The 25,872-nt window shown below is 33.9% G+C and carries 28 protein-coding genes and 2 pseudogenes; 25 read left to right on the forward strand and 5 right to left on the reverse strand.

Annotated elements, in window-relative coordinates; genetic code table 11:
- Positions 1-16 precede the first annotated feature (16 nt).
- From FQT24_RS02755 to FQT24_RS02765, 3 genes are read right to left on the reverse strand one after another with little or no spacing between them, the layout of a single operon-like run.
- Entirely contained in the window at positions 17-1,402 is a 1,386-nt protein-coding gene (locus FQT24_RS02755; RefSeq protein WP_000813488.1) for an FtsK/SpoIIIE domain-containing protein, read from the reverse strand.
- Between the two features lie 28 nt (positions 1,403-1,430).
- Positions 1,431-1,817, reverse strand: a complete 387-nt coding sequence (locus tag FQT24_RS02760) for a YdcP family protein (protein WP_000985015.1) — start codon at positions 1,815-1,817, stop codon at positions 1,431-1,433.
- A gap of 15 nt (positions 1,818-1,832) precedes the next feature.
- Positions 1,833-2,147 (reverse strand): YdcP family protein, encoded by a 315-nt coding sequence (locus FQT24_RS02765; RefSeq protein WP_000420682.1) that lies wholly within the window; start codon positions 2,145-2,147, stop codon positions 1,833-1,835.
- A gap of 305 nt (positions 2,148-2,452) precedes the next feature.
- On the opposite strand from FQT24_RS02765, the gene FQT24_RS02775 reads away from it, so the two are divergent.
- A complete protein-coding gene (locus FQT24_RS02775; RefSeq protein ID WP_001223336.1) occupies positions 2,453-3,166 on the forward strand; it encodes an insulinase family protein in 714 nt (237 codons plus the stop codon).
- Here FQT24_RS02775 and FQT24_RS02780 read toward each other — a convergent pair.
- Positions 3,129-4,013: a helix-turn-helix domain-containing protein gene (locus FQT24_RS02780; RefSeq protein WP_000583376.1), complete on the reverse strand. Its 885-nt coding sequence runs from the start codon at positions 4,011-4,013 to the stop codon at positions 3,129-3,131. The two genes, FQT24_RS02775 and FQT24_RS02780, sit on opposite strands and share 38 nt — an antisense overlap.
- A 1,177-nt stretch (positions 4,014-5,190) precedes the next feature.
- On the opposite strand from FQT24_RS02780, the gene FQT24_RS02785 reads away from it, so the two are divergent.
- From FQT24_RS02785 to FQT24_RS02860, 16 genes and pseudogenes are all read left to right on the forward strand, one after another.
- Positions 5,191-5,832 carry a hypothetical protein gene (locus FQT24_RS02785; protein ID WP_050078401.1) on the forward strand — a complete coding sequence of 214 codons (642 nt, stop codon included), beginning with the start codon at positions 5,191-5,193 and terminating at the stop codon, positions 5,830-5,832.
- 9 nt (positions 5,833-5,841) lie between these two features.
- A complete protein-coding gene (locus FQT24_RS02790) occupies positions 5,842-6,927 on the forward strand; it encodes a thioredoxin domain-containing protein (RefSeq protein WP_143952097.1) in 1,086 nt (361 codons plus the stop codon).
- Between the two features lie 50 nt (positions 6,928-6,977).
- A complete protein-coding gene (locus FQT24_RS02795; protein WP_000152422.1) occupies positions 6,978-7,211 on the forward strand; it encodes a DUF5965 family protein in 234 nt (77 codons plus the stop codon).
- The gene (locus FQT24_RS02800; protein WP_000159212.1) at positions 7,208-7,591 is read left to right on the forward strand and encodes a DUF5945 family protein; all 384 of its coding nucleotides are present in this window, start codon (positions 7,208-7,210) and stop codon (positions 7,589-7,591) included. Before FQT24_RS02795 ends, FQT24_RS02800 begins: the two co-directional genes overlap by 4 nt.
- Positions 7,592-7,628: 37 nt before the next feature.
- Positions 7,629-7,901, forward strand: a complete 273-nt coding sequence (locus FQT24_RS02805) for a hypothetical protein (RefSeq protein ID WP_000495446.1) — start codon at positions 7,629-7,631, stop codon at positions 7,899-7,901.
- A 70-nt stretch (positions 7,902-7,971) separates the two neighbouring features.
- Complete coding sequence (gene pezA / locus FQT24_RS02810) at positions 7,972-8,448, forward strand: type II toxin-antitoxin system antitoxin PezA (RefSeq protein WP_022524938.1); 477 nt, start codon at positions 7,972-7,974, stop codon at positions 8,446-8,448.
- Positions 8,448-9,218: a type II toxin-antitoxin system toxin PezT gene (pezT, locus tag FQT24_RS02815; RefSeq protein WP_143952098.1), complete on the forward strand. Its 771-nt coding sequence runs from the start codon at positions 8,448-8,450 to the stop codon at positions 9,216-9,218. The genes pezA and pezT overlap by 1 nt, the downstream gene beginning before the upstream one ends.
- A 251-nt stretch (positions 9,219-9,469) precedes the next feature.
- The gene (locus tag FQT24_RS02820) at positions 9,470-10,153 is read left to right on the forward strand and encodes a LexA family transcriptional regulator (protein WP_061425188.1); all 684 of its coding nucleotides are present in this window, start codon (positions 9,470-9,472) and stop codon (positions 10,151-10,153) included.
- 2 nt (positions 10,154-10,155) lie between these two features.
- The gene (locus tag FQT24_RS02825; protein ID WP_061425187.1) at positions 10,156-11,571 is read left to right on the forward strand and encodes a Y-family DNA polymerase; all 1,416 of its coding nucleotides are present in this window, start codon (positions 10,156-10,158) and stop codon (positions 11,569-11,571) included.
- Complete coding sequence (locus FQT24_RS02830; protein WP_061425186.1) at positions 11,568-11,933, forward strand: hypothetical protein; 366 nt, start codon at positions 11,568-11,570, stop codon at positions 11,931-11,933. The genes FQT24_RS02825 and FQT24_RS02830 overlap by 4 nt, the downstream gene beginning before the upstream one ends.
- On the forward strand, positions 11,923-12,213 hold the full coding sequence (locus tag FQT24_RS02835) for a DUF5960 family protein (RefSeq protein ID WP_001080186.1): 291 nt from the start codon (positions 11,923-11,925) through the stop codon (positions 12,211-12,213). The genes FQT24_RS02830 and FQT24_RS02835 overlap by 11 nt, the downstream gene beginning before the upstream one ends.
- 290 nt (positions 12,214-12,503) lie before the next feature.
- Positions 12,504-12,860, forward strand: a complete 357-nt coding sequence (locus FQT24_RS02840) for an SAG1252 family conjugative relaxosome accessory protein (protein ID WP_005590090.1) — start codon at positions 12,504-12,506, stop codon at positions 12,858-12,860.
- 4 nt (positions 12,861-12,864) lie between these two features.
- A complete protein-coding gene (locus FQT24_RS02845) occupies positions 12,865-13,230 on the forward strand; it encodes a MobC family plasmid mobilization relaxosome protein (protein ID WP_005590092.1) in 366 nt (121 codons plus the stop codon).
- Positions 13,217-15,046, forward strand: a complete 1,830-nt coding sequence (locus tag FQT24_RS02850; protein ID WP_129312890.1) for an SAG1250 family conjugative relaxase — start codon at positions 13,217-13,219, stop codon at positions 15,044-15,046. Before FQT24_RS02845 ends, FQT24_RS02850 begins: the two co-directional genes overlap by 14 nt.
- A gap of 103 nt (positions 15,047-15,149) precedes the next feature.
- The gene (locus tag FQT24_RS02855; RefSeq protein ID WP_000919629.1) at positions 15,150-15,374 is read left to right on the forward strand and encodes a helix-turn-helix domain-containing protein; all 225 of its coding nucleotides are present in this window, start codon (positions 15,150-15,152) and stop codon (positions 15,372-15,374) included.
- A gap of 457 nt (positions 15,375-15,831) precedes the next feature.
- A pseudogene (locus tag FQT24_RS02860) lies at positions 15,832-17,583 on the forward strand (recombinase family protein).
- A gap of 101 nt (positions 17,584-17,684) precedes the next feature.
- Here FQT24_RS02860 and FQT24_RS02865 read toward each other — a convergent pair.
- A complete protein-coding gene (locus tag FQT24_RS02865) occupies positions 17,685-19,211 on the reverse strand; it encodes an IS1182 family transposase (protein WP_143952099.1) in 1,527 nt (508 codons plus the stop codon).
- On the opposite strand from FQT24_RS02865, the gene FQT24_RS11000 reads away from it, so the two are divergent.
- The 8 genes and pseudogenes from FQT24_RS11000 to FQT24_RS02900 all read left to right on the forward strand — a co-directional run bounded on the left by FQT24_RS11000 (position 19,172) and on the right by FQT24_RS02900 (position 25,705).
- Positions 19,172-19,357, forward strand: a complete 186-nt coding sequence (locus FQT24_RS11000) for a hypothetical protein (protein ID WP_143952100.1) — start codon at positions 19,172-19,174, stop codon at positions 19,355-19,357. The genes FQT24_RS02865 and FQT24_RS11000 overlap by 40 nt on opposite strands.
- Before the next feature lie 260 nt (positions 19,358-19,617).
- On the forward strand, positions 19,618-20,019 hold the full coding sequence (locus FQT24_RS02875) for a hypothetical protein (RefSeq protein ID WP_260666117.1): 402 nt from the start codon (positions 19,618-19,620) through the stop codon (positions 20,017-20,019).
- Between the two features lie 2 nt (positions 20,020-20,021).
- Positions 20,022-21,383 (forward strand): hypothetical protein, encoded by a 1,362-nt coding sequence (locus tag FQT24_RS02880; RefSeq protein ID WP_143952101.1) that lies wholly within the window; start codon positions 20,022-20,024, stop codon positions 21,381-21,383.
- A gap of 176 nt (positions 21,384-21,559) precedes the next feature.
- The gene (locus tag FQT24_RS02885) at positions 21,560-22,228 is read left to right on the forward strand and encodes a hypothetical protein (protein ID WP_143952102.1); all 669 of its coding nucleotides are present in this window, start codon (positions 21,560-21,562) and stop codon (positions 22,226-22,228) included.
- A gap of 34 nt (positions 22,229-22,262) precedes the next feature.
- Positions 22,263-22,496 (forward strand): helix-turn-helix domain-containing protein, encoded by a 234-nt coding sequence (locus FQT24_RS02890; RefSeq protein WP_143953012.1) that lies wholly within the window; start codon positions 22,263-22,265, stop codon positions 22,494-22,496.
- A 12-nt stretch (positions 22,497-22,508) separates the two neighbouring features.
- Positions 22,509-25,043, forward strand: a pseudogene (locus FQT24_RS11005) (DUF4268 domain-containing protein); the annotation flags it as partial.
- Positions 25,044-25,067: 24 nt separating this feature from the next.
- Entirely contained in the window at positions 25,068-25,328 is a 261-nt protein-coding gene (locus tag FQT24_RS11260) for a DUF7662 domain-containing protein (protein WP_419991812.1), read from the forward strand.
- Positions 25,329-25,390: 62 nt separating this feature from the next.
- On the forward strand, positions 25,391-25,705 hold the full coding sequence (locus FQT24_RS02900; protein ID WP_006153684.1) for a TfoX/Sxy family protein: 315 nt from the start codon (positions 25,391-25,393) through the stop codon (positions 25,703-25,705).
- Positions 25,706-25,872: the final 167 nt, after the last annotated feature.

Raw genomic sequence — 25,872 nt, forward strand, 5'->3', positions numbered from 1 at the left:
ACACCAGCCAGCAAGATCAGTCCACACCTGCGACTTCCGCTTCGCACGTCGCCTGCGTGGACTGTCTGCTGTTGGATAACTTTTTAATTTCCTCCAAGAAATCATATCCTTTTGGTACAAGGGGAGTATAAAACTCTGATATGACACTTGTTCCTACATCAACATAGCCACGACCTTTGATTCGCTTTAAGAAGAAATCCTTTTGTACGTCACTGCCAAACATCATGCCATAGCCCATTTCAGACATACGACCTAAAGCCACTCTGAAATTAAACTGATCACGGATTCCGTCGCCTAAATATTTTGCGTCTGGACGTTGACAAGCCAGTATTAGAAAGAAGCCAGCTTGACGACCTAACATGACAATCTGTTTCAGCTTATTCATAACTGCGGTGTTTTCTTTTGTTCCCAGCATTTCCATGAAAGCGACGTATTCATCAAAGATTAAGAAGTGTGCCGGGAGACCTAAGTAAGCATAATTTTTGCCAGTCTTATAGTTCTTCATCTGCTTCATTTCCTCACTACGTTTCATCATTTCTTCATAGAATGTTTCAATGCAAGAAAGCAAGTCTTCTTTTCTATAGTAGACATTTGCCATCACAGAACCTAAGTCCGCAAGATCAGCATTTTTCGGGTCAAGAATATACAGTTTTGAATCTGTATGAAGCAAGGCTTCAATCAGTGTCAGTATAAAGTAAGTTTTACCGCCACCTGTACCACCAGCAATCAACATATGAGGGAGCTTATCATATTCCCACCATACGTTTTTCATTAAGCGAAGTTTACCATCTTTAGCTTCTACTTCATCAATAGAAATACGACTGGCTATGGTGTCATAGAGCAAAGTATATTCCACATAGGAATCCTTTAACTCTTTATCCGTCAGCTCACAGTACAAGCCACTCTCTAATTTCTTTTCCAAGTGTAAGAGTTGGTCTTGATATTTTCCCAGCGTGATTTCCACCCGTATCTGTATCAAGCCATTTTTAAGTCGATAATACATTTTAGGGAAGTAGGTTATCTTTTCCTTTGTACGACCAGCACTATCTTTAAAGAAACCCTCTGTTTTGACCTGTTCAGATTCATACCACTTGTTTTCAAGTATCATCTTTGCCAGTTTTTGACGGTGGTAAAGTTGTTTAACCGTATCATAGCGAACCCGTTTGAATACAAACGCTACCAGCAAGCAGATAAGAATTGCGACACTGAAACTGATAATTAAATAGGGAATGTCAATCTTATCTGCTTGTGATAGGTTAAAATCCTGCCAGTTGATCTGCTGGATTGTCTTCACATGAAACAGTCCGACAACCAGCAGGAAAACAGGCAGGAGTGACGCTATCGTAAAATGAAAGACTAAATCTTTACCAGATGGGCGAATCCTTTTACCACGCTGTTTCATGCGAAAAAGTCTCCTTTCTACCTAGCGACTATTTGTCTTGTGTCGGTTCTTTCTTTGCTTGTGGTTGAGCTTTGAATGAACTAGAATCCTTTGTCAGCACAATATCGTCTGCCTTGATATACCAGTCAACATCTGCTCCTTGATAGGTGGCAGTAGCAACGGTGTCCGCAATGGGATTGATAAGTTCCACCCGTGCGTTATAATCAAACTCTTTCAAAGGCACGCTGGCAGGAATACTTACTTGAATCATGCGTCCTTGTCCTTTGGATTTTAAGTCATAGGTACGTTCCTTGATTTCATCTGAAACCGACCCGTCTTCATTTTGGATTCTCACTTCACGACGTAGAGCAGAGAATTTCAATTCTCCAAAAGTCGTGTCTTTATCTAATACAATGCCATTTGCTAATCTCATCATTTTTCCTCTCTTTCTTTATTCTTTTATCATGTCGTCAGCATGTAAAAGGTAATTTGTAAAACCACGAGTGCCGATTTTGTAGCCCTCTGCGGTAATACGTGGATTGACTAACTTCACACGTTCCTCAAAGCCGAAATGTTTTTCGCCAGCTTCAGCAGGAAGCACCACCACAATATCATCTGCTCTTTGAACATCAGAATAGAGATTATAGCTTCTTGATAAGACAGTTAGCCGTCCGTTGATTCTTCGCTGAACGACTTTATCCTCGCCAGCAAATTCTAAATTGCCGAATGTTTTTTCCATGTTGGGAATCACAAATTTAAGTTCCATATTTTTACCTATCCTTTCTTTTTTATTGGCTGAATGAATGTTTGATGGTCTTAAAGAGTGGGGAACGACCTTTTGATTCTTGATTTTTTGTTTTCATAAGTTCACTTCCTTTCAAAATCGGGTAAAAAAATAGACACCTCATTTTTTGAAGTGTCTACCTATTAAATATTCAAATTTTATTGGAAGTATCTTTATATCTTCACTTTTCAAGGATAAATCGTCGTATCAAAGCTCATTCATAAGTAGTAAATTAGTAGTAAATTGAGTGGTTTTGACCTTGATAAAGTGTGATAAGTCCAGTTTTTATGCGGATAACTAGATTTTTATGCTATTTTTCATATAAAAATATTCAAGCAGGAGAATTCCAGATTGCTATTGCTGGTCCAAGTTTTCTACAAAGTGAAATCATAAGTATTGAAAATATGTTACCTTTAAGTGGATCATCTGTAGAAATTAACTCTCCGGCTTTTTCAACTGGTTTAACGGAATTAGATAAACAACAAGAACTTTCTGAAATTTCTATGTATCTAGATATATCTGGTATGGTAGCATCATCTCATGAAATGGCAATGTTAAGTATCTTAAACTCGATGTTAACTGGTATTAAAGATTCATTATTAGGCCATAAGTTAAGGACACAAAAGCAATGGATATATAGTATTGTATCATACCCAATATTTTATAGTAATATGACTTTACTAAAAATAGTAACTATAACACCTACAATCTATAAGAAAAAATTGATTAAAACACTGGAGAACAATCTTGTTAATGAATCCGATTTATCTGATGAACTATTATTTTATAAGGCTAAAAAAAGAGTAATCAATGAATTGTACATAAATTGTGAAGTTAATAAAAATGAATATTTAAAAACAATTTGTAGAGAAAAATTATTTGATATTCCAAGTTGGGATAGTATTGCTGAAGAGCTGGAATTGATTTCTTTAGATGAATTAAAAAGTTTTTCAAAAAAAGCAATTATTCAAAATAGGAATTACCACATTGTAATAAAATGATAATATTTTTTTTGTAGTAATCTTTATAATTTTTGTATAATGTTTTATTGAATAATTCAAAAATTTTTAAAGCATCTTCTATTTTTAAAATTGATTTTTGATTATGATGAAATTTAAGTTCAAAAAATCCTTCTAAATACAAAAGAATAGTTTGTTCAAAAAAATCTGTGGAATTAGATAATATATTCTTAGTAGCTTGTTCTAAAAATAAAGCTTCCTCATATAAGCTGTTTTCAATCATAATAAGAAGTGAATTAAGAAGTAATTGAACGAGAGCTTGTTTATTTCTAGGTATAGAACTATACAACTTTCCTTTTTTAAGCGCCTCTTTGGCATATCTAAATAATAAATTTGGTAATATTGCTCGACAACAATTTCCAAGAATAAGAATTTCGTAATATCCCCAGTTTTCAACAGAAAATAAATAATTAGTAAGATAAGAGGTGTCTTGATTACTCAATTGATGAGTATTATCAATTCCATAGATAATACTTTCAATGAAAATAGCGTTTAACTTATGATAATGAGATTTGGTTTCTCTAAACAGTTCCATCTCTTTGCTTACCATATTAAGTAATGATTTGATTTCTTGATTGTATGCAGCCTGTTGAACTAAGCGTATCAAGGTATTGAAGTCTGAAGGCTGATAATTATTACATGAAAGCAAAAACTCCTCTAGTGTTACACCTATTTTTTCAAGTAGATATAATAATTTAAAAAATGAGATTTCTGTCTCTCCTAATTCAAATCTAGATATTTGAGACTTTGAAATTTCTGCACCTGCTAATGAAGAAATAGAAATACCTTTTCCTTCTCGTATTTTTCTATAAGTTTCACCTATAATCATATTTATCTCCATTTACCATAAAAAATCATTAGAAAGCGTGACAGATTATGAAAAAATACTATCAAATCTTTTTATTATTATTATTTGATATTATCATTATTATTGGATTATATCAATAACATTAATGAGTCTGGGTAAAAACTCAATTTCAGGAGTAAATGAAATGAATATTCCCATAATAAAACGCATTATATCAAGTTTTTTGGACAGCCTTTGTTCGAAAATTATTTTAACTCATAGTTGATGATTCCACAAATTGAAAAGTTTTAAACTTAGCATTTAAACGCTCAATTTTAATACGTATTACAACTATCTCTATTAAACTTCTTATCCTCTACAGTCGATACATGCTTTTTAGAATTTTTAACAGGAATGAAGGTTATATTATGAATATTCATAATGCATAAATAATCCAAATACAGAAAATCAAGTGATTGCTCTGGCAAACTTGACCTATCCTTTCTTAAAAAGAGTAAAATCATGTGTATGACCTTCTTAAAAAACTAATTAGCAGGCATGAAGTGGTGTTAAATCGAGTATGATTTGTGTCTTCATGGTGTGTCTCTTTTTTCCTGAATAATTTTACTTTGGTTTCTTTTAGGACGTTGAAATAGGACTTTCTATGACATCAATAGCTATAGTGACACTTGCTGCTTTTAAGTTGTCTAAGGCAAATAGACCTGAAGAACGAAGAGTATCTTCTACCAATATTATCGTTCGGTGACTGTCGCTAATCCAAGACCAAAATCAAAAGCTAGGAGACGTAGAGTTGGTCAATAGAATAAATAACGCAAGTTTAGCATCAACTGTTTTTATAGACTTAGCGTTTTTGGACGTCCTCCTTTATAGTGTTTGGTTTTATAAGCTTTATTTAGACAGGATATCTTCGTTGGGAAGGTGTCCTTTTTTACACTAATAAATAATTTAAAGTTCTCAGAAGTTAGTTGCATGATCTTTTGTAAATAGTTTTCTTAACTATAGTATAGCATAGTACAGTATGCATTTTATTTTTTTCCAATAAGTCTATTATACTTCAAAGACAGCTAGTTTTATTTTTTTCTCTGAACTGTACGATTTTGCGCCTGAAATGTAGGAATTACCTTTCGTTGTGATGTGATAAAACTTACAAGTTCTTTTTGTTATTCTTGACCTAGTTTTTATAGAAAGAAGGTCTAAGATGTTAAATAAAGTCAAAACTAAAGCCTTAATTAGTGTTGGAGCAGTGGCTGCAACTAGCTTTATTCTCATGATGGGATATACTGCTGGTCAACATTCTACTGCTAAACAAAGTCGTAAAGAGATTGAATTGGCTGCAGCTAAACTTGTAGAGGACAAACAAGCAGAAGATAAAGCAAGTATTTTGTCATCAGATACTGTAAAAGAATTTTTGACACAGTACTATACGAAAGAAAAGCTCGGAGAAAATAATACACGTATTCAACCTTATATGACTGAATCAGCTTATTCTCAAGAATTGTCAAGTCAAAATGATGCCATGAACCAAGTGTATAAGGATTATATTTTGGATTATCATTTTGAAAAAGCTGATATCTTTGTCAATCAGACTACGAATCAAGCCATTGCTATGGTCTCTTATAATGTAACCTATGTATCTGATTTAAAGAATGCCAACCAATCAAAGACCAATCAGACAGAAACCAGAACGGTTAAGTTGTCTTATTCGAAACTACCAGGTAAGTTATTGGTCAATCAAGTACAGGTTTGGAAATCTGGGTTAGATGATTTAGATAATGCAACTCCTAAAACTTTAGAAGAATCATCATCAATACCATCACTGCCAAATACTACGACAAAATGATGATATTGCATGGGAATAGAAGAATGTAAGCAAATTTCAATTCTTGATGTAGCCAATCGTTTAGGTATCTCCTTTAAACAAGTTTCGAGCAGTGTCTATGAACATCCTGAACACGATTCATTTCGGATTTTTTCAACTACCAATACTTTTAAATGGTTTTCAAGAGATATTCAAGGTGATGTCATTGATTTTGTTCGACTTGTTAAGGGAATTTCCTTTAAAGAAGCTCTAGCCTTTCTTTCTGAAGAACCTTTTCAAAAAGAAGCTATTCAAGAAAAAAGAGAGAGACCATTTTATTATCCTTTAAAGAGAGTAGAAGATTCTAACTGCAGTTTGACTAGATATTACTTAACAGAATGTAGAGGAATCTCAGAAGAAATCATACAAAAGATGATTCAACAAGGTTTGATAGCACAAGCTAGTTGGAAAACAAATGAAACAGTTGAACCTGTTAACGTTTTTAAAAGCTTTGATCATCGCCACAAGCTGCAGGCAGCAAGCTTACAAGGAATTTATAAGAATCACTCTCTTCCTAGAGAAAGGTTAAAAACGATTCTAAAAGGAAGCCATGGACATGTTGGAATATCCTTTGACATTGGTAAACCAAATAGACTGGTCTTTTGTGAATCGTTCATCGACTTGATGAGCTATTACGAACTTCATCAACAAAGTCTAACTAATGTTCGTTTGGTATCTATGGAAGGATTAAAAAGGTCTGTTGTTGCTTATCAAACTTTACGACTAATAGCTGAAGAAAATCAGAAGTTGGAATTTTTAGATACAGTAACACCTTCAAAGTTATTGCATTTGATCAATACAATTCGTGATACCACCACCTATTTCGATAATCATCCTGATTTATTGACACTTGCGGTAGATTGTGATGATGCAGGAAAAGATTTTTCTGATAAGTTATCTCAATCAGGATTTCCTGTTTTTCTGGATTTGCCTGATAATGAATCTGGGAAAGAAAAAGTAGACTGGAATGATGTCCTTAGAGAAAAGAAATCAGATTTACAATTGATGATCGAGACTGCAAAAGAGACATTGAGGAATCAACCAGTAAGACAAACCTCTCAATGTTTAGAATTGTGATAACAAAATCAAGATGTTTTAGCTAATATTAGAATGAAGGAGGATCGAATATGACCATTATTGAACGCTTAGAAGAAAAGGTCACTAGGCAAGAAAGCAAGGTAGCAAGAGAGACAGAAAAACTCGCTGCTTACAAAGAGCAACTGGAGACAGCGATGTTTGCGACGTTCAAAAGGCGTCAAAGCATTAGTCACATGAGTTTTGAAGAAGCTCTTGACCATGCCTTTGGTAGAGAAAGACAATTCGATGATTCTGAATTTAGAAAGGATGAAATGAGTGAATGACAAAAGATTGGAATTTTAATCAACCATTAGAGAGTAAATCAGAAAATCAAGAAGATCCAGATAAAATTGCGGCCTTATTTGGAAATCATCAAGGAGGTAATGATGTAAATTATGAAGCAGCTTTTCAAAAGCGAAAACAAGCACCTGTGACGGAATCAAATCCTAGTTCTAAACCTAAAGTTACAGAGGTTAGAACAGGAAAAGAGACAGATATCACTACAAGTTATCAGCAACATCTTAAAAGACTTATTGCGGATAACAATAGCGATATTCAAAGTAGTCAAAAGAAAATTGAAGAGCTACATACGTTGATCGACACAAAGAATAAAGACAATAAGAAATTGCAGTCCATTTATGATGCGATTTCCGAATTACACTAAGCAGTCCTGATAGGCTGCTTTTTTTGAGAGGTTATAGATGTTTACAACATTTTTTAAGAAAAATCACGACAATAGTGATGTATTTAAAAAGCTGATTCATAGACTATCTGATATGTCTGTCCAAGATCTTGAAAAAATAGACCGACTGCTAGATATCATTTTCACTCCAAATCAAGAATCACAACAACTAAAAACAGAAGCAACTTACAGAGAAGAAACTTTGGACGACACATTAAAGGAAGCTAAGAATCAACTTCATAAGGAACAATTGGAGAAGAATTTAGAGAGATTTAGGAAAAACAGCCAATAATGCACCAAAAATGGTGCATTTACTTTTTCTAAATGTTATAATGGTGGTATAAAAATAAAAGGAGTTTGCCATGATTGGAAAGAACATAAAATCCTTACGTAAAACACATGACTTAACACAAGACGACTTTGCCCGAATTGTAGGAATTTCTCGAAATAGCTTGAGCCGGTATGAAAATGGAACGAGTTCAGTCTCTACGGAACTAATAGACATCATTTGTCAGAAGTTTAATGTATCTTATGTCGATATTGTAGGAGAAGATAAAATGCTCAATCCTGTTGAAGATTATGAATTGACTTTAAAAATTGAAATTGTGAAAGAAAGAGGAGCTAATCTATTATCACGACTCTATCGTTATCAAGATAGTCAGGGAATTAGCATTGATGATGAATCTAATCCTTGGATTTTAATGAGTGATGATCTATCTGACTTGATTCATACGAATATCTATTTAGTAGATAATTTTGATGAAATAGAGAGGTATAGCGGCTATTTGGATGGAATTGAACGTATGTTAGAGATATCTGAAAAACGGATGGTAGCCTAATGGAAATCCAAGATTATACTGATAGTGAATTCAAACATGCTCTAGCACGGAATCTTCGTTCTCTGACAAGAGGAAAAAAGTCCAGTAAGCAACCTATAGCGATTTTGCTTGGAGGGCAAAGTGGTGCTGGTAAGACTACAATTCATCGTATTAAACAGAAAGAATTTCAAGGAAATATTGTTATCATAGATGGCGATAGTTTTCGCTCTCAACATCCACACTATTTAGAACTGCAGCAAGAATATGGCAAAGATAGTGTTGAATACACCAAAGATTTTGCAGGTAAAATGGTAGAGTCTTTAGTAACAGAATTGAGTAATTTGGGATACAATCTTTTGATAGAGGGAACTTTACGAACGATTGATGTTCCAAAGAAAACGGCACAACTCTTGAAAAGTAAGGGATATGAAGTACAATTAGCCTTAATTGGAACAAAGCCCGAATTGTCCTATCTGAGCACTCTTATCCGATACGAAGAACTGTACGCTATCAATCCAAATCAAGCACGCGCAACTCCAAGAGAACATCATGATTTGATTGTAAATCATCTAGTTGATAATACACGACAATTGGAAGAACTAGCTATCTTTGAAAGAATTCAAATTTATCAACGAGATAGAAGTTGTGTATATGATTCAAAAGAAAATACAACTTCAGCAGCAACCGTTCTTCATGATTTACTATTTGGAGAATGGAATCAAGTGGAGAAAGAGATGCTTAAATCTGGAGAAGAAAGATTGAAAGATTTAACTAATCGAAATGGTTTGTAGAGTTAGATTTTTAAAATAAAGTCTATTGGATCGTCAATTAAAAAATAACGATCCTTTTTTATACTCTCTATTTTCTTCTTCATATTTTTTCAAAAGTTTTAGCATTCTTCAGTCATGATTCCCTAACAATATAAGTACAAATTTAGCGCAGTTTATGATTATTTTAAATCTTTGGGGTTTATTAAACTCTTGATTTTTTCAAGAAGCTATGGTATTCTTTTGTTAGTTAATAAACTTACAAAGGAGAAAAGATGTTTTCACCTACTAAATTAAAAGAAAAAAGAGAGAGTCAGGGCTTATCTCAATCTCAACTTGCATCCAGTTTGGGAATTAGTAGAGCTTCGTACTTTAATTGGGAATCAGGTAAAACAAAACCGAATCAAAATAATCTAAGCAAATTGAGTGAGATTTTTAATGTAGACCCTCGATATTTTGAATCAGAGTATGAAATAGTAGAAACTTATCTCAAGCTAACTGAAAAGAATCAAAAAGCGACACTTCATTATGCAAAAGACTTATTGAACAATCAAAACTCTAAAGTTGTAGAAGTTTCTGAACGATTTGCTTATAAGGTCTATGAAAAATTATCAGCTGGTACAGGAACAGCTTATTTTGATGATGGTAATTACGATACAGTTTACTTCAATCATCAATTTGATTATGACTTTGCATCATGGGTGTTTGGTAATTCAATGGAACCGACATATGAAAATGGTTCTGTAGCCCTTATTAAGCAAACAGGATTTGATTATGATGGAGCTATTTATGCGATAGATTGGGATGGTCAAACCTATATTAAGAAAGTATATCGTGAAGAAAATGGACTTCGTTTAGTTTCACTCAATCGGAACTATTCAGATAAGTTTGCACCTTATGATGAGAATCCTCGCATTATAGGGAAAATCGTTGGGAACTTTATTCCTTTAGAGGACTAAGTATGAGTTGGTTTGATTATAGTCTCGAACCTAAAAGTGACATTGCCTTTATTGATATGAAATCTTTTTACGCAAGTGTAGAATGTGTAGATAGAGGCCTGCATCCACTTAAGACTTCACTTTGTGTTATGAGTCGTGCAGATAATTCTGCTGGTTTAATCCTTGCTTCCTCTCCTATGTTTAAAAAGGTATTTGGGAAATCAAATGTTGGACGTTCCTATGATTTACCATTTGATGTAAAGACTCGAAAATTTTCTTACTATAATGCTAGAAAACAAGGCTTACCGACAACGATAGATTATGTTCGTTATATAGAAGAATGGGCAAAATCAACAGTGATTGTTCCTCCGAGAATGGATACTTATATTGCAGTCAATATGGAGATTCAAAAAATCTTTCAAGATTTTGCGGCACCAGACGATATTTATCCCTACTCAATTGATGAAGGATTTATTGATTTAACCAGTTCATTAAATTATTTTGTGCCAGATAGAAGAATTAGTAGGAAAGATAAATTAGATATTATTTCGGCTGCTATTCAAAAAAAGATTTGGAGAAAAACAGGAATCTATTCAACTGTAGGCATGTCTAATTCCAATCCCTTATTAGCTAAGTTAGCACTAGATAATGAAGCTAAAAAAACTCCGACAATGAGAGCCAATTGGTCCTATGAGGATGTCGAAAAGAAAGTATGGACTATTTCTAAAATGACAGATTTCTGGGGAATTGGAAATCGGATGGAGAAGAGATTACATGGTTTAGGCATCTTTTCGATTAAAGAATTGGCAAAGGCTAATCCTGACTTGATTAAAAAAGAGCTTGGGATTATGGGACTAGAGTTATGGTTTCATGCCAATGGGATTGATGAAAGCAATGTTCATAAACCTTATAAGCCAAAATCAAAAGGAATAGGGAACTCGCAAGTTTTACCTAGAGATTATATAAAGCAAAGAGATATTGAAATTATACTTCGTGAAATGGCAGAACAAGTTGCGGTTAGATTGAGAAGAGCAGGTAAAAAAGCAACAGTAGTTTCTATACACTTGGGGTATTCTAAAGTGGAACAGAAGCGGTCTATTCATACTCAAATGAAGATTGAACCGACCAATCAAACAGCACTGCTGACAAACTATGTTTTAAAGTTATTTCACACTAAATATACTTCCGGGGCTATCAGGAATGTGGCAGTGAATTATTCCAGTTTAGTGGATGAATCCTTTGGATTGATTTCATTATTTGATGATATTGAAAAAATAGAAAAAGAAGAAAGGCTCCAGTCCGCAATCGATGCTATTCGAACAGAATTTGGTTTTACTTCACTTTTGAAAGGAAATGCCTTAGATCAAGCTTCTAGAACAATTGCAAGAAGTAAACTCATTGGTGGTCATTCAGCTGGAGGATTAGATGGACTAAAATGATGAATCGTTCTTATTTACCTTTTGAGTCTGCCCGAGTATATCAGGACCGTGGCATGGCTAAGTGGATGGGCTTCTTTTTATCAGAACATTCCAGTTCTCTTTGGGCAGAAAAAAATAAAGAAGATATCTCCATTTCCCTAACATTGGAAGAGAAAGTTCTATTTGTTCGTCAACTTTATACGAATGTATTCCCTGCAACTTTTGTTTTTAAGTTTTCTAATCAAAGAAAAGTAGTATCAGGTATTGTTAAAGAGATTGGAAAAGAGTTTATATCTATAAAATCAGACACTGGTTTTCTTCGATTAAGATGGGAAGATATACTCGATATCCAGATAGAAGGGGTGGATTTATATGAATCGTAAAGAATTATATGATGATAAATTACAGCTGGATTATTTTTCTGATTCTTATTTACGGTTTGAGTCAGATTTTTACAAATATTCCGCTCTAGATATACCATTAACATTTATCACTGATGATATTTTACGCACAATGGCTATGTCTCAAAAACATTATTTTAAACTTAACAAAAGCAAATCTTTAGACGGTCGTGACCATTATTTTGTTTTTTCTATCAAGATGAACAAAGACAGTAGTGGCATTAGACAGTATGAATATCAGAGACATTGTTTTAGTTTGTAAGAGTCCGACAGGGCTCTTTTTCTGTGATAATTTTATCAAAAAGTATTTGTTATACTTTTTTTAATTTAGATTTATCTTGGGGGTTTGGGGGCGTGCCACCACATTTTCATATCGTTTGTTTTTTGAACCGTGAGGTTTGAAATGGCAGGCGATATGATTTTTGGGATATTGTGGACACAATATCTGAGCTCGCAAAGCCTTACAAGATGATAGATTTTGTCTTTGCAAGTTTCCCGTGGTTAATACGGGGTCGGGGATTGTCCAACCATTGATGAAAGTGAGGAAATAGTATGTCAGAACAATACAGAGACATTCGCAAAGAGGTTAATTTAACCGCAAATGAATTGGAAATGATTGAAGTGATAATGAAAAATAAGGGATTTAAACATTTTTCGCCCTTTGCTCGAAATAAATTGCTGGAGGAAGAGTTTGAAATGACTGCTGAAAAGTGGTTTGCCCTCTGGCAATCCCAAAAACTAGAACAAATCAGTCGTGACGTTCATGATGTTTTAATAATAGCACAGTCCGAACATCAAGTTACCCAAGATCATGTATCTATTCTCTTAACCTGCGTACAGGAGCTGATTAAAGAAGTTGGAAACTCCATTCCCCTCAGCCAAGACTTCCGTGATAAATACATGAGGTGAGTACATGGAACATCGTTACCGAACCAATCTCAAGAAAGTGTTTCTGTCTGATAGCGAATTGAGTCAGTTGAAACATTGTATCGACCAAAGCGGTTGTCAATCTTTTTCAGAATATGCTCGACGAACCCTACTTGACCCTGGCATGAATTTCATCACCATTGATACAACTGGTTATCAAAATTTGATTTTTGAATTAAAACGAATCGGAAATAATATTAATCAAATAGCCAGAAGCATAAATTATTCGAATTTAATAACGGAAGTTGAGTTAAATGAATTGAGAAAAGGTATAGAAGAGTTAATAGTAGAAGTGGAGAAAGATTTTCTTATTCAATCTGAAAAATTGAGGAAATTTTATGGTCATCACTAAACACTTTGCGATTCATGGAAAAAATTATCGTAGTAAACTAATCAAATATATTTTGAATCCAAGTAAAACAAAAAATCTAGCACTAGTTTCAGATTTTGGTATGAGAAATTATTTAGATTTTCCTAGTTATAAAGAACTAGTGAAGATGTACAATGATAATTTTTTAAGTAATGATGGTCTTTATGAATTTCGTCATGATAGGCAAGAAGTAAATCAACGAAAAATTCATTCTCATCATATCATTCAGTCTTTTGCTCCAGATGACCATCTTACTCCCGAACAAATCAATCGGATTGGTTATGAGACAGTTAAAGAGTTGACAGGAGGTAGATTTCGTTTTATCGTAGCAACACATGTCGATAAAGGTCATATCCACAATCACATCATTCTAAATTCAATTGATCAGAATTCTGATAAAAAGTTTCTATGGAATTATAAGTCAGAACGTAATCTACGAATGGTTTCAGATCGTCTCTCAAAAATTGCAGGTGCAAAGATTATAGAAAATCGTTATTCGCATCGTCAGTATGAAGTTTATCGAAAAACCAATTACAAATATGAAATAAAACAACGAGTATATTTTCTAATAGAGAACTCGAAAAATTTTGAAGATTTCAGGAAAAAAGCAAAAGCTTTACATTTAAAAATTGATTTTAGACACAAGCATGTTACTTTTTTTATGACTGATTCAAATATGAAACAAGTCATACGTGATGATAAATTGAATAGAAAACAACCTTATAATGAAACTTATTTTAAGCAAAAGTTTGTTCAAAGGGAAATTATAAACATCTTAGAATTTCTACTTCCGAAAATGAAGAATATGAATGAATTGATTCAACAAGCAGAATTTTTTGACTTAAAAATAATTCCGAAAGAAAAACATGTTCTATTTGAATTTAATGGGATTAAGCTTTCAGAGCAGGAATTGGGAAAAACGAATCAGTACAGTGTTAGTTATTTTCAAGACTATTTTAATAACAAAAATGAAACTTTTGTCTTAGATAATAAAAATTTAGTTGAACTTTACAATAAAGAAAAGCTAATTAAAGAAAAAGAGTTGCCGACAGAAGAGGTGTTATGGAAATCCTATCAAGATTTCAAGAGAAATAGGGATACTGTTCATGAGTTTGAAGTAGAGTTGAATCTTAATCAAATAGAAGAAGTAGTAGACGATGGAATTTACATTAAGGTACAGTTTGGTATCCGACAAGAAGGACTTATTTTTGTACCAAATATTCAAATCAATATGGAAGAAGAAAAAGTTAAAGTATTTCTCAGAGAAACTAGTTCTTACTATGTATATCATAAAGATTCAGCAGAAAAAAATCGCTTTATGAAAGGTAAAACTTTGATTAGGCAATTTAATGTTCAGTATGAACCGCAGTATATGTATAGAAGAATTCCTCTAAGCAAAATTAAAGAAAAAATAGAACAATTAGATTTTCTTATATCTGAGGAAAATAGTCCGAATGATTTTGAAGATATAACAAATGATTTCATTGCCCAAATATCATATCTAGAGAATATGATTGAACAAGTTCAAAATAAAATTAATGATTTAACTAATTTAGAAGAAGTATTGTTGAATGATACGACAAATAGTTCTAGCAATTTAGAAAATAGTATTCAAGGTAAAAGTTCAGTAGATATAATAGAGAAGGATTTATACTTCTATAAAGGAAGAATTGAAAAACTGAAGGAACAACATAGAGAAGCAATAAATTTATTTGAAATGTTTAATAAAACAATAAAGAAATATAAGAAAAAACAAAATATGAAATCTATTGAGGAAAATGAGATACATTTAGAGTAAACAGTTTCCTAAAAATTATATATAGAATAGTTTCATGTGCCAATTTGTCACATATTTAAAAATAAGAAAATAACTATATTATACTTGTTTTAGGAGACAACAAATGTTGAAAAGGATTAGAGATTTACGTGAAGATGATGATTTGACACAAGAATATATTGCGAAAATCGTTTTGAATTGTACAAGATCATCTTATTCTAAAATGGAAGCTGGTAGCAGGCTAATCTCTATAAATGACCTTATCAAACTTGCAGATTTTTATAAGGTGAGTCTAGATTACCTTGTAGGTCGAGTGGATAATAAAGAAGACCATTACTCCAAAAAGTAGTAGGTTAAGAAAGCACATTGACAATTGAATAGTCCAAAATGGTACTTTCCTCATTTGTGGAGCAGTTTTGAATGGCTCGCCATGATAAGAGCGATATTAAAACCATCAATAAAATAGAGCGATACTTTATATGCCATGATACAAATGATATACAATGATACTTCTGACCGTTCAGGCTGCCAACGTAAAAGAGCAGCAAGTGAAATTCTTATGATGACTTCATCAGTCATGCCATGGAGGAGATTGATAAAAGATAAAAGGGAAGTGATTTTTTGAAATCAAATTTAGAAAATTATATAGTCGAGCTAGAGATGCTAAATCTATTATTCTTAAAAAAACTTATTAGCGAAAAAGAATATGAAAAAATAAAGCTGAAACTGCGTAAAATATACACAAATTAGCTGACCTTTTTTATTGGTTGCGGTAAAATAAATGCAGAGAAATAGGAGGTTAAGCCATGTCAAACAACGTTGAAATTATAAAAGCAAATCCTTTAGTAACTAGAAGAAATGATAATAGTGGTTCTTTATCGAGGAGAGTAGCAGCATATTGTCGTGTTAGTTCCGATAGTGATGATCAAAAAAATAGCTATGATTCTCAAGTTCGTCATTATAGAGAGTATATATCACAGCACCAAGATTGGATTTTGGTTGACATTTATGCTGATGAAGGGATTTCAGGAACTCAAGTTGGAAAAAGACAAGATTTTCAAAGATTGATTTCAGATTGCCTTGATGGAAAAATAGACTATATCATTACCAAAGCCATTGCTCGCTTTGCTAGAAATACATTAGATACTCTCAAATATGTTCGTTTGCTCAAAGATAAACAAATTGGTGTATTTTTCGAAGAAGAAAATATTGATACTTTAACTATGGATGGTGAGTTACTATTGACGATATTAAGTTCAGTGGCTCAACAGGAAGTTGAAAATACATCTGCCCATGTTAAAAAGGGTTTAAAAATGAAGATGCAACGTGGAGAACTTATTGGTTTTCAAGGTTGTCTTGGTTATGACTATAATCAAGATACAAAGTAGATATCAATAAATGAAAAAGAAGCCAAGATAGTACGTTATATTTTTGAACGATACATTGATGGTATTGGGGGTAGGGCAATAGCTAGAGAACTTGATGAACTAGGTTATAAAACTCCGAGAGGTCTTGATCACTGGCAAGATACAACAGTTTTAGGAATTATTAAAAACGAGAAGTATAAAGGTGATATTCTAATGGGAAAAACTTTCACTGTTGACCCCATTAGTAAGAGACGTTTAATAAATTTCGGTGAAGAAGATAAATACTACATTAAAAATAATCATGATGCGATAATTAGTCCAGAAATTTTTACACAGGCGCAAGAAATTCGATTACGGAGATCAGGAAACAAAAAAACCATAGCAAATATAAAAGGTAAACGAGAAAGATATTCAAGAATGTACCCTTTTAGCAGTAGATTAGAATGTGGTTTTTGTGGTACTGTTCTGTCTAGAAGAAGTTGGCACTCTAGTTCAGAGTACAAAAAGATTATTTGGCACTGTACAACATCTATAAAGAGAGGTAAAAAGTATTGCACTCATAGTAAAGGAATAGAGGAAAAAGCAATAGAAAATGCTTTTTTACAGAGCTACCAACAGTTGTTTTATGAAAATAATAACCTAACTGAAGACTTTCTTGAAATTATAAAAGAAGAGCTTACTGATGATACCTTAAAAGTGGAGTTGACAAAGATAGTTAGTAAATTAAATTCGTTGTACAAAAAAGAAGAAAAATTAGTTTCAATGAATCTAGATGGAAAAATAAGTGATTCTGTATATGAAGATAAATTCAATCAAATACAAATTGAGAAAGAAAAACTTTTAGAAGAAAAAGTAAACTTAGAAGTAACTTTAAAATCAGAAGTTGATATAAAAAGTAGATTAGAGAATTTTAAAGAAATTTTAACTTCACAAAAAACTTTGACGGAGTTTGACAAGGATATTTTTGAAAGTATCGTTGAAAAAATAATAGTAGGCGGAATAAATTCTGATGGAGAAATTGATCCAGCAATGTTGACTATAATTTTTAAAACGGGAGATTCTTCGACTAAAGATGCAAAATCTTACAAATCTAAAAGAAAGAATGCTAAAATAGATAATGATAAATTGTGTTTTAATTCCGTAACCGATGAAGAAAAAAAGTGTACAAATAAAGAAAACAACGCATGTTGAGTGTGTGAGCTTGTTGGAGAAACGTAGTTAATCCGAGCCTGAGACAAAATAGTTCTTAACCACAAAAAGCTAGAGATTTCCAATTGCGGAACTCTAGCTTTTTAATTTTGAGTCGTTCTCTTATTGTATTTTAGGAGGTTATTGGCCATGAGTACTAGTCCCATGTCAATTCTCACTTGACGCTTCCCTCTCAGATTACATCTCTTGTAACCCAAACAAGCCTTTATCTGCCCAAAGACAGGTTCCACATCAATCTTACGTTGAGAGAAAATCTGTCTACCTTCGGGAGATAAAAGCACCTGACATTCTTTAGCTTTCAAGTTTTGATAGCGTTCGTTCATATACAGTCCCTTTTGAGGGGCTGATTCAGGTTCATCAGCGTAGTAAACCTTGATTTCCTGTTGAAAGCCCGTCTGTGTTTTCTGATGTTTGATATGGTGAAAACGATAGTACCACCCTTCAGGATGCGTGTAGCTATCCTCCTTGTCATCATAGTGCCAATTCGCTAAGTTTCTAGCTGACTGTTTATACCCTCTCTTCTGTTCCTTATCAAACATGGCATATTTAATCAGATGGTTCACCTTCTTTTCATCTAAACGAAGGAGGTTCTCTTCACTTCCATATCCAGCATCTGCGACAACTGTCTTCAAGTCATGCGGATAGGTTTCAAGGAATGGCAGAAGAGTTTTAGTGTCTGTCGGATTTGAGAAGACATCATAGTGAAGAACAAATTGGTTTTCAGTAGCGATTTGAAGATTATAAGCAGCCTTGAGTTGGCCATTTTTCATATAATCTTCTTTCATGCGCATAAAAGTAGCATCTGGATCGGTTTTGGAAAAACTGTTACGCCCTTGAAATGTCTCCTGATAGTTCTCATATTTTTCAGCACGTACTGAAAAATCATCCTTGACTTTACGCAAGACTTTCTTGAGTTTACGACGCTGGGTTTTACGTTCATCCTTTCCTTTAACGGGTGTCTCCTCAATGCCCTGGTTCAGTTTTTCCAATTCTTCTTCAAGGACTTGAGCGAATGCAAGCAACTGCTCTGAGGAGATAGGATCTTGTGTATCCAGTTCGATAGCTTGATGGATAAGGGGAGTGATTTCTTCTTGAAAATAGACTTGTATCTGTTCTTGAAGTTTGGCGGAGAATTTCTCTGTCGCTTTCTTCCACACGAAACTATACTTGTTGGCATTAGCTTCAATCTTAGTCCCATCAATAAACAAGCAATCTAAGATCACTAACTCTTCCATTTTTAAACGAAGATTGAGGTCAATGAAAAGATTACGAATGAGTTCTTCCATCCCTTCAGCTACACGAAAACGATTGATGGTGCGATAGCTGACAATCAACTGTCCTGTTAGGTACTGCATAGCCAGATTTTCAATCATCATTTTTTCAATTTTTCGACCAGAGAAAATTCCTTGTGAATAGGCAAATAGAAGAGCAGATACAAGCATTTTAGGGTGATAAGACGGGCGACCAAAGGCATGATAGAAGGCATGGAAGTGACTATCTTCCAAGGTATTCACCACTTTTTCAATAGTAAAGACGAGATGATCTTGAAGCAATAAAGAACTGATTTCTAGTGGTAAAGTTGTTTGATTTGTGTTATAGTGAATATGCATGGGATAGCCTTTCTAAATGGTTTATTGGGCAATTCTATTTTACCAAGACTATCGCAACCATGCAAAAAAGCAACGGCAAATCCGTTGCTTTTTTTGAAGACAAGAGACTATTGTCCCAGACTCGTCCCGCAGATGCATCATGTTGATGTGTGAGTATTTCTCGTGACTGATAAAGGATAGGGTATAATTCATTACACTGTTTTGGGATAAATATTGTTAGACTGTAACTTTTATGTTGCAGTTTTTCAATTTATACATGGTATAATTAAAATAATAAAAGATTGAGGATTTTTTATGAGTAAAGAAGCAGTATTTCAAAATGTAGAATCACTACAACAAGTTGTAAACATAATTAATGAAGCAGCGGCAGCTCTTAATGATAAAACACGTACAATAAATTCCAGAAGTGTTAGCTGGTGCATTGGGGGCAGGTATTGGTGGGATAGGTTCATTCGCAGCTCTTTATGGTTTAGGTACTGTAGGGTTATCAGCGGCTGGCATTACTTCAGGTCTTGCAGCTATTGGCGGTGTCGTTGGAGGTGGTATGGTAGCTGGAGTGTTTGTAATGGCTGCTCCAGTCGTTGTATTAGCCGGAGGCGGTATATTATTAGCTTCTAATCTAAAAAATAAACAACTTAAACAGGAAAAAGAACGGTTATATAAAGAAGCATTGCAAAAACATGAAGCTATTATACAAGCTCTGAAAACTGAGGCAGATGCTGATAAGGAACGCCTAGATTATTTACAGAGTTTAAATATCCTCCTAACTCAAGCAATTAAAGATTTGAAAAACGATTTAGGGGACTAACAATGAGTAAATTCATTTATTCTGATGAAGAACAAAAATTCAATAATATTTTAACTCATCAAACCAAAGAGTTAGATTTAATAAACAGACCCGATATGTCTATTGCAGAAGAACGTATAGAGGAAAGCGAAAAATTATTGAGAGAGCTAGGCTATACTCTGTCTGATTTACCAATACTAGATACCGAAACTAATAAACAAACTATCGTTGTACCTAAATGGGAAGACTTAGTAATAAAAGCGGAGTGCGAAGTTGGTTCAATGAATGAACTAGATGCACTCTTCACAAATGAAGAATTGGAACTTAATCAGACAGTTATTCAATCATTGCAGGATGATTTTAACAACATTCATAAACTTGATAAAATTGATATATCGATTTGTGCAGGAGCTGGTATATTAGCAGCGATTGTTGATATTCTTTTAATTGGAATACCTGAGAAAACTCCGAATGGTTTAAAAGGTGGCCCTTTATCTAATTATGTAAGAGACTGGTTTAATCAACGATTTCCTGAAGAAGAAATGGAAAAGTTGGCAAATTCAAAGGTCAGTAAAGTTCCTTTTGATGCTCAAGATAATCGTCATACTAAAGTAAATGTTAATGGACTATCTGCATATTATCATAGATTGTTATCTCTTGGACATGATCCACTTCTTGGTTTAGTAATTGGTGTATGTGATATTCTAAATGGTAAGATGACTACTATTGATAAAACTGGAAAAATAGTTTCTCAATTTATGGAGAACTACACAGATAGAAAAGAAAGTGATATTTTTGCAGCAATAGCGAAGCAGATAATTCATTTTAAATCTGATATTACGACATCAATGGGATTACCTGCACCATTGATGGGATTATTTAATTTGCTTCAGTTTGGAAAAATTGGTGACGAGGATCAAACAATAGCAGAAATAGTACAAGGAATGTATTACGAAGGCTATGATTTCATTCATTTTAGTAGTATGGCTATTTCCACAATGATTATTGAAGTTATAATTAGAATTGGATACGCCCTTAAGAAAATCAACGAAGGACATTCAATAAAAAATTCTATTCCTTTTTCGTTGGATAGAGAGAAACATCCCAAATTACATACGATGCTATTTATTGGACATTCTATAGCCGCATCTGCTAATGCAGGGAAAATCTACTTTACAAAAAATCCAATGACAATAAATTACGCACAATGGATTGCTTTTGCAAAATATTCATACTCTCAGTTAAAGTGGGTGCTTATTGAGAAATCCGAATTGAGAGCTTCATATGTTTCTGATAAGATTTATAAGGAAACTCAGGAAGTTTATGATAAAGTAAATCTTACCTTTAATAACTTCAGTAATGATAGGGTAGTTATATTTGATTAAATTAATAAACTTAGATAAATGGTAAACAATAAAAAAAAGTCTATACAATCTATTGTCAATGATTCCAATATTTGGAACATTTTTAAAATTTTCAAGTAAGGGTGAAATGAGATTATGTAGCTTACTAAGCTATATGAAGGTGAAATGAATATATAAATATATTGTGGGGAATGATAATGGGATTTGTAAATGAAAATCTAACATATAGAGATGTTTTTGAATTTGATATTGATTTAATGAACTGTATTTTGAATAAATACGAAGATAGCGAAAAAGCTTGGGAAGTATTTTATGAATTTTATAAAGACCCTGATGGATACCCTTTGGAATCTCACAAGTATAAAACTATCGATGGTGTGAAATGTACTTGTGATGCTTTGTTATCCGTAAAACGAATAAAGGAACATGAAGGTTTTAATTCTAATTTTGTAGAAACATTTAAGAATTATCGTAGTAAACCGATTTTTTTCTTTCCTTGTGAAATGGGAGGATTAAACACGTCAAGATACTATAAGTTTTATGACCGGATAGACCATATGTTATTTGATTTGAAAAGAAAATGTGAAGGTAAAACTGATTGTAGATTAGAAAATACTTATACTAAAGCTGGAACTGCAAAATGGCTGGAACACTTCGCGTACGATTTTAATAAAATAGTTGAATGGTACGGATTAGAAAATTCCTTTGTAAGAAAAGAAAATGGAAAATGTAGAGTCTTCGATTTGGAAAAAAATGATGGTACATACATAGACAATTATAGTGCTTCTTATTCAAAATCATGGACAGAAACTTACTATAACAATATAAAAAACAGAATTGATAATTGGATTGAGAAACAATTATAAATGCTTTATTAGTTAAGTGGATGTAGGTCAGCACGTGAAAACATCCGATATGATTAAAGAGTTATGTAATAAAAAGAATATAAGTATATCTGAACTTGCCAGAAGGATTGGACAGACTCCTCAGTACTTTAGAAAGAAACTTAAAAGGGATACGGTTTCACTTGAGGAAATGAAACAGATAGGGGATGTGTTGGAAGTTACATTTGAGCAATCTTTTATTCTGCCTGATGGTGAACAGATAAAAACAAGTAACGAAAGTGAATGTTAGGAGGCAGGAATAATGGCTAATGAACTTCAACCACTATCTCTGTTATTTCAAAACAGATTATTCAGAATACCAGATTATCAGAGAGGGTACGCATGGCAGCAGTCACAACTTGCGGATTTCTGGGATGATCTAATTAATTTGCAGGACGGTAGATATCATTACACGGGCTTACTGTCTCTAAAAAATCTGAAATCGTCCGAGACAACATCATGGCGTAGTGACCTGTGGATGGTGTCGAAAGGATAGAAACCTTGCCACATTGTTGATGGACAGCAGAGACTTACCAGCTTTGTCATTCTTCTAAATGAAATCGTAAAGTACTCCAGAACCTTAAAGGAAAATGAAGGTTTATCTGACCGAGACATTGTACTTGGATACGAAACATTAGAGGATGTCATTTCCAAGTATATCTGTCAGCACAGACCACCGAATAAACAGATTACTACATACCTGTTCGGCTATGAGGTGGATAATCCAAGTTCCGATTATCTGCAGTATAGAATTTTCAATGAACCATATTCTGGGACTGTAAATGAAACGTACTATACAAGAAATCTTAAATTTGCAAAGAACTTCTTTAGAGAAAACCTGGTTGCTCTTTACGAGAACGAAGGAATGGATGGCATCAATGAACTGTATCTGAAATTAACTCAGAGATTGATGTTCAACATCCATGAAATCGATGATGATTATGACGTGTTTGTTGCTTTTGAAACCATGAACAATCGTGGTAAGAAACTTACGAATTTGGAACTGCTGAAGAATCGTTTGATATATCTGACAACACTTTATGCTGATGACAAGTTCGATAAGATGGACAAGGATAATCTTCGTAAACAGATCAACGATACGTGGAAGGAAGTTTATTATCAGCTTGGAAGAAATGAAAAGACTCCTCTTTCTGATGATGAGTTTTTAAGAGCACATTGGATAGCTTACTTTGCCTATTCTAGAAGAAAAGGTGATGATTACATCCACTTCTTATTAAATAAGTTCTCAGTAAAGAATATTTTTGAAAAGAAGACCGTTGTTGTATCAGGCGAATTTCCGGCAGTTGTTGGGGATAGTGAGTATGACCCTGATGTTGATATTGAGGACGAACCTGGCGAAGCAGATACCGTTGAGGTTTCTAAATTAGAACCATCAGAGATTTTGAACTATGTATACAGCCTTAAGGACATGGTGAAGTATTGGTATGATACCTTCTTCCCAATGCAGAGCGATAACCTTACTGATGATGAAAAGGTATGGGTTGACCGTTTGAATCGTATAGGAATCGGACACTTTAGGCCTTTAATAATGACAGTGATTGGTCGAAGGGACTTGTCGCCGGAGAAAAGAATCGAACTGTTTACAGCGGTTGAGAGATTCATCTTTATCTGTTTCCGTCTTGGTTACTTTAATGCCACATTCAGAAGCAGTGAGTATTATCGTGCTGCAAGAAGCATTTACCTTAAGGAAATGGACATTGATGATTTGATTAATGATATCAATGATACTACGGAAGCTAATATCGAGTATGCACTTCCGAACTTTATAACAAAGATTGAAAAGCACTTTGACAATAAGGGCGGTTTCTATTATTGGAATTCCATCAAATACTTCTTATATGAATATGAGTATCAACTTGCCAAGAAGAATAACCTGGATAAGGTAAGCTGGGAGATGTTTACAAAGACGGAAAAGGATAAGGTTTCTATTGAACATATCCTTCCACAGACTCCATCAAAATACTACTGGCGTAATCAGTTCCGCCAGTTTAGTAGTGAAGAGATTGATTTTCTGTCCGGTGCTCTTGGAAATCTTCTTCCTCTTTCACAGAGTATCAATTCTGCATTGCAGAATGACAGCTTTGAAGATAAGAAGACATCCAAGAATGGAGGACGAAGAGGATATCAGAATGGATCGCATTCCGAAATTGAAGTGGCACAGGAGATTGACTGGACAGCAGGTAATATCTATAAAAGAAGTAAAAAACTTCTGGAGTTTATGGAAAATCGATGGAAGTTCAGTTTTACCTCACAGCAGATGGATAAACTTATATATGTTACATGGGTAAACGATGGAAGAGCAATTCCAGCCTCGCTGCCTGAAGAAAAGGAAAAACCTGCTGAGTCATCTAAAAAGGAAAAACAGGTGACAAAACCTGTGGGTGATCTGGGTGAACTTCAGCTTCAATTTTGGGCAAACTTTGTGGATTACTGCAAGGCAGATGGTCGAGATAACGATATTGCACTTAGAAAACCGTTAGCACAGAACTGGTATGATGTTCCTGTGAATGGAGCAGATTATCATCTTTCGTATACAGTGACACGAAGTAAGTACCTCACTTTACTGATCTATGCCTATACCAAGAATGCATTTGAAAGATTGGAAAGTAAGAAGAGTGAGATAGAAGAAATCTTCGGTGACAAGCTAGACTGGTATTCCAGCCGGGAAGGCAGCGAGGCAAAACGCATCATTTACAAGCGTGAGGCTGATGTGTTCAACCCATCAAAGCAGGAGGAATATTTCTCCTGGATGGTCGATAAATGTGATGAACTCAGTAATGCACTTGTTCAGGTCGGTGAAATGGACGAAGAGCCAGTAGAAAAGGAAAAATTTTCAAAACTGAAACAGTACCTCGAAGAATGTGGAAAGACTGAACTTACATTATCCTTCGCAGATATTGAGTGCATTATTGGATGTACTCTCTGCAAGTCAGCATATAATTATTCAGCTTACTGGGCACCGTCACCGACACACACGATGCCAAATACAATCCTTGCAGCGGGTTATAAGGTTGCATCAGTAGACTTAATAGGAAAGTCATTGATGCTGCAGAGACAATAGAAAAATCACATTAACGAAGATTCGCAAAATTTACAAGGTTTATTATGAAGGAGGTAATCATAGTGAATGAATTTAATGAATTTGTTCGTGAGATTTTTTCTGCAGCAGGTGATATTGTCATAAGATCCATGATGGGCGGCTACCTTATATATTTTAACGGTAAGCTGATAGGTGACATTTGCGATAATGAACTATTTTTAAAGAGAACGCCGACATCGGACAAACTTCTTGCAGACTCAGAATTGCGTTATCCGTATGAGGGTTCAAAGACATTGATGTATGCATTCGACAGATTTGAGGATATGGATTTGATTACTGAGCTACTGAAAGGTATGTATGCGGAACTGCCAGAAAAGAAACCCAAGAAAGCTAAATGAGACAAACAAGCTTCAGTTTGTTGAATTTAGCAAGGTACAAGTTTTTATGAGATGAAGCCTATAAAATTTGTACGGATACTGTAGGGTAAGAAAAGAAAAAATATTTTCATTCTATAGTTTAAGTTTAAACATCAACTCTATCCCTTTCGTTCTATAATATAGGAGTA

The sequence above is a fragment of the Streptococcus mitis genome (assembly GCF_901542415.1).
GTDB classification, from domain to species: Bacteria; Bacillota; Bacilli; order Lactobacillales; family Streptococcaceae; genus Streptococcus; species Streptococcus mitis_BL.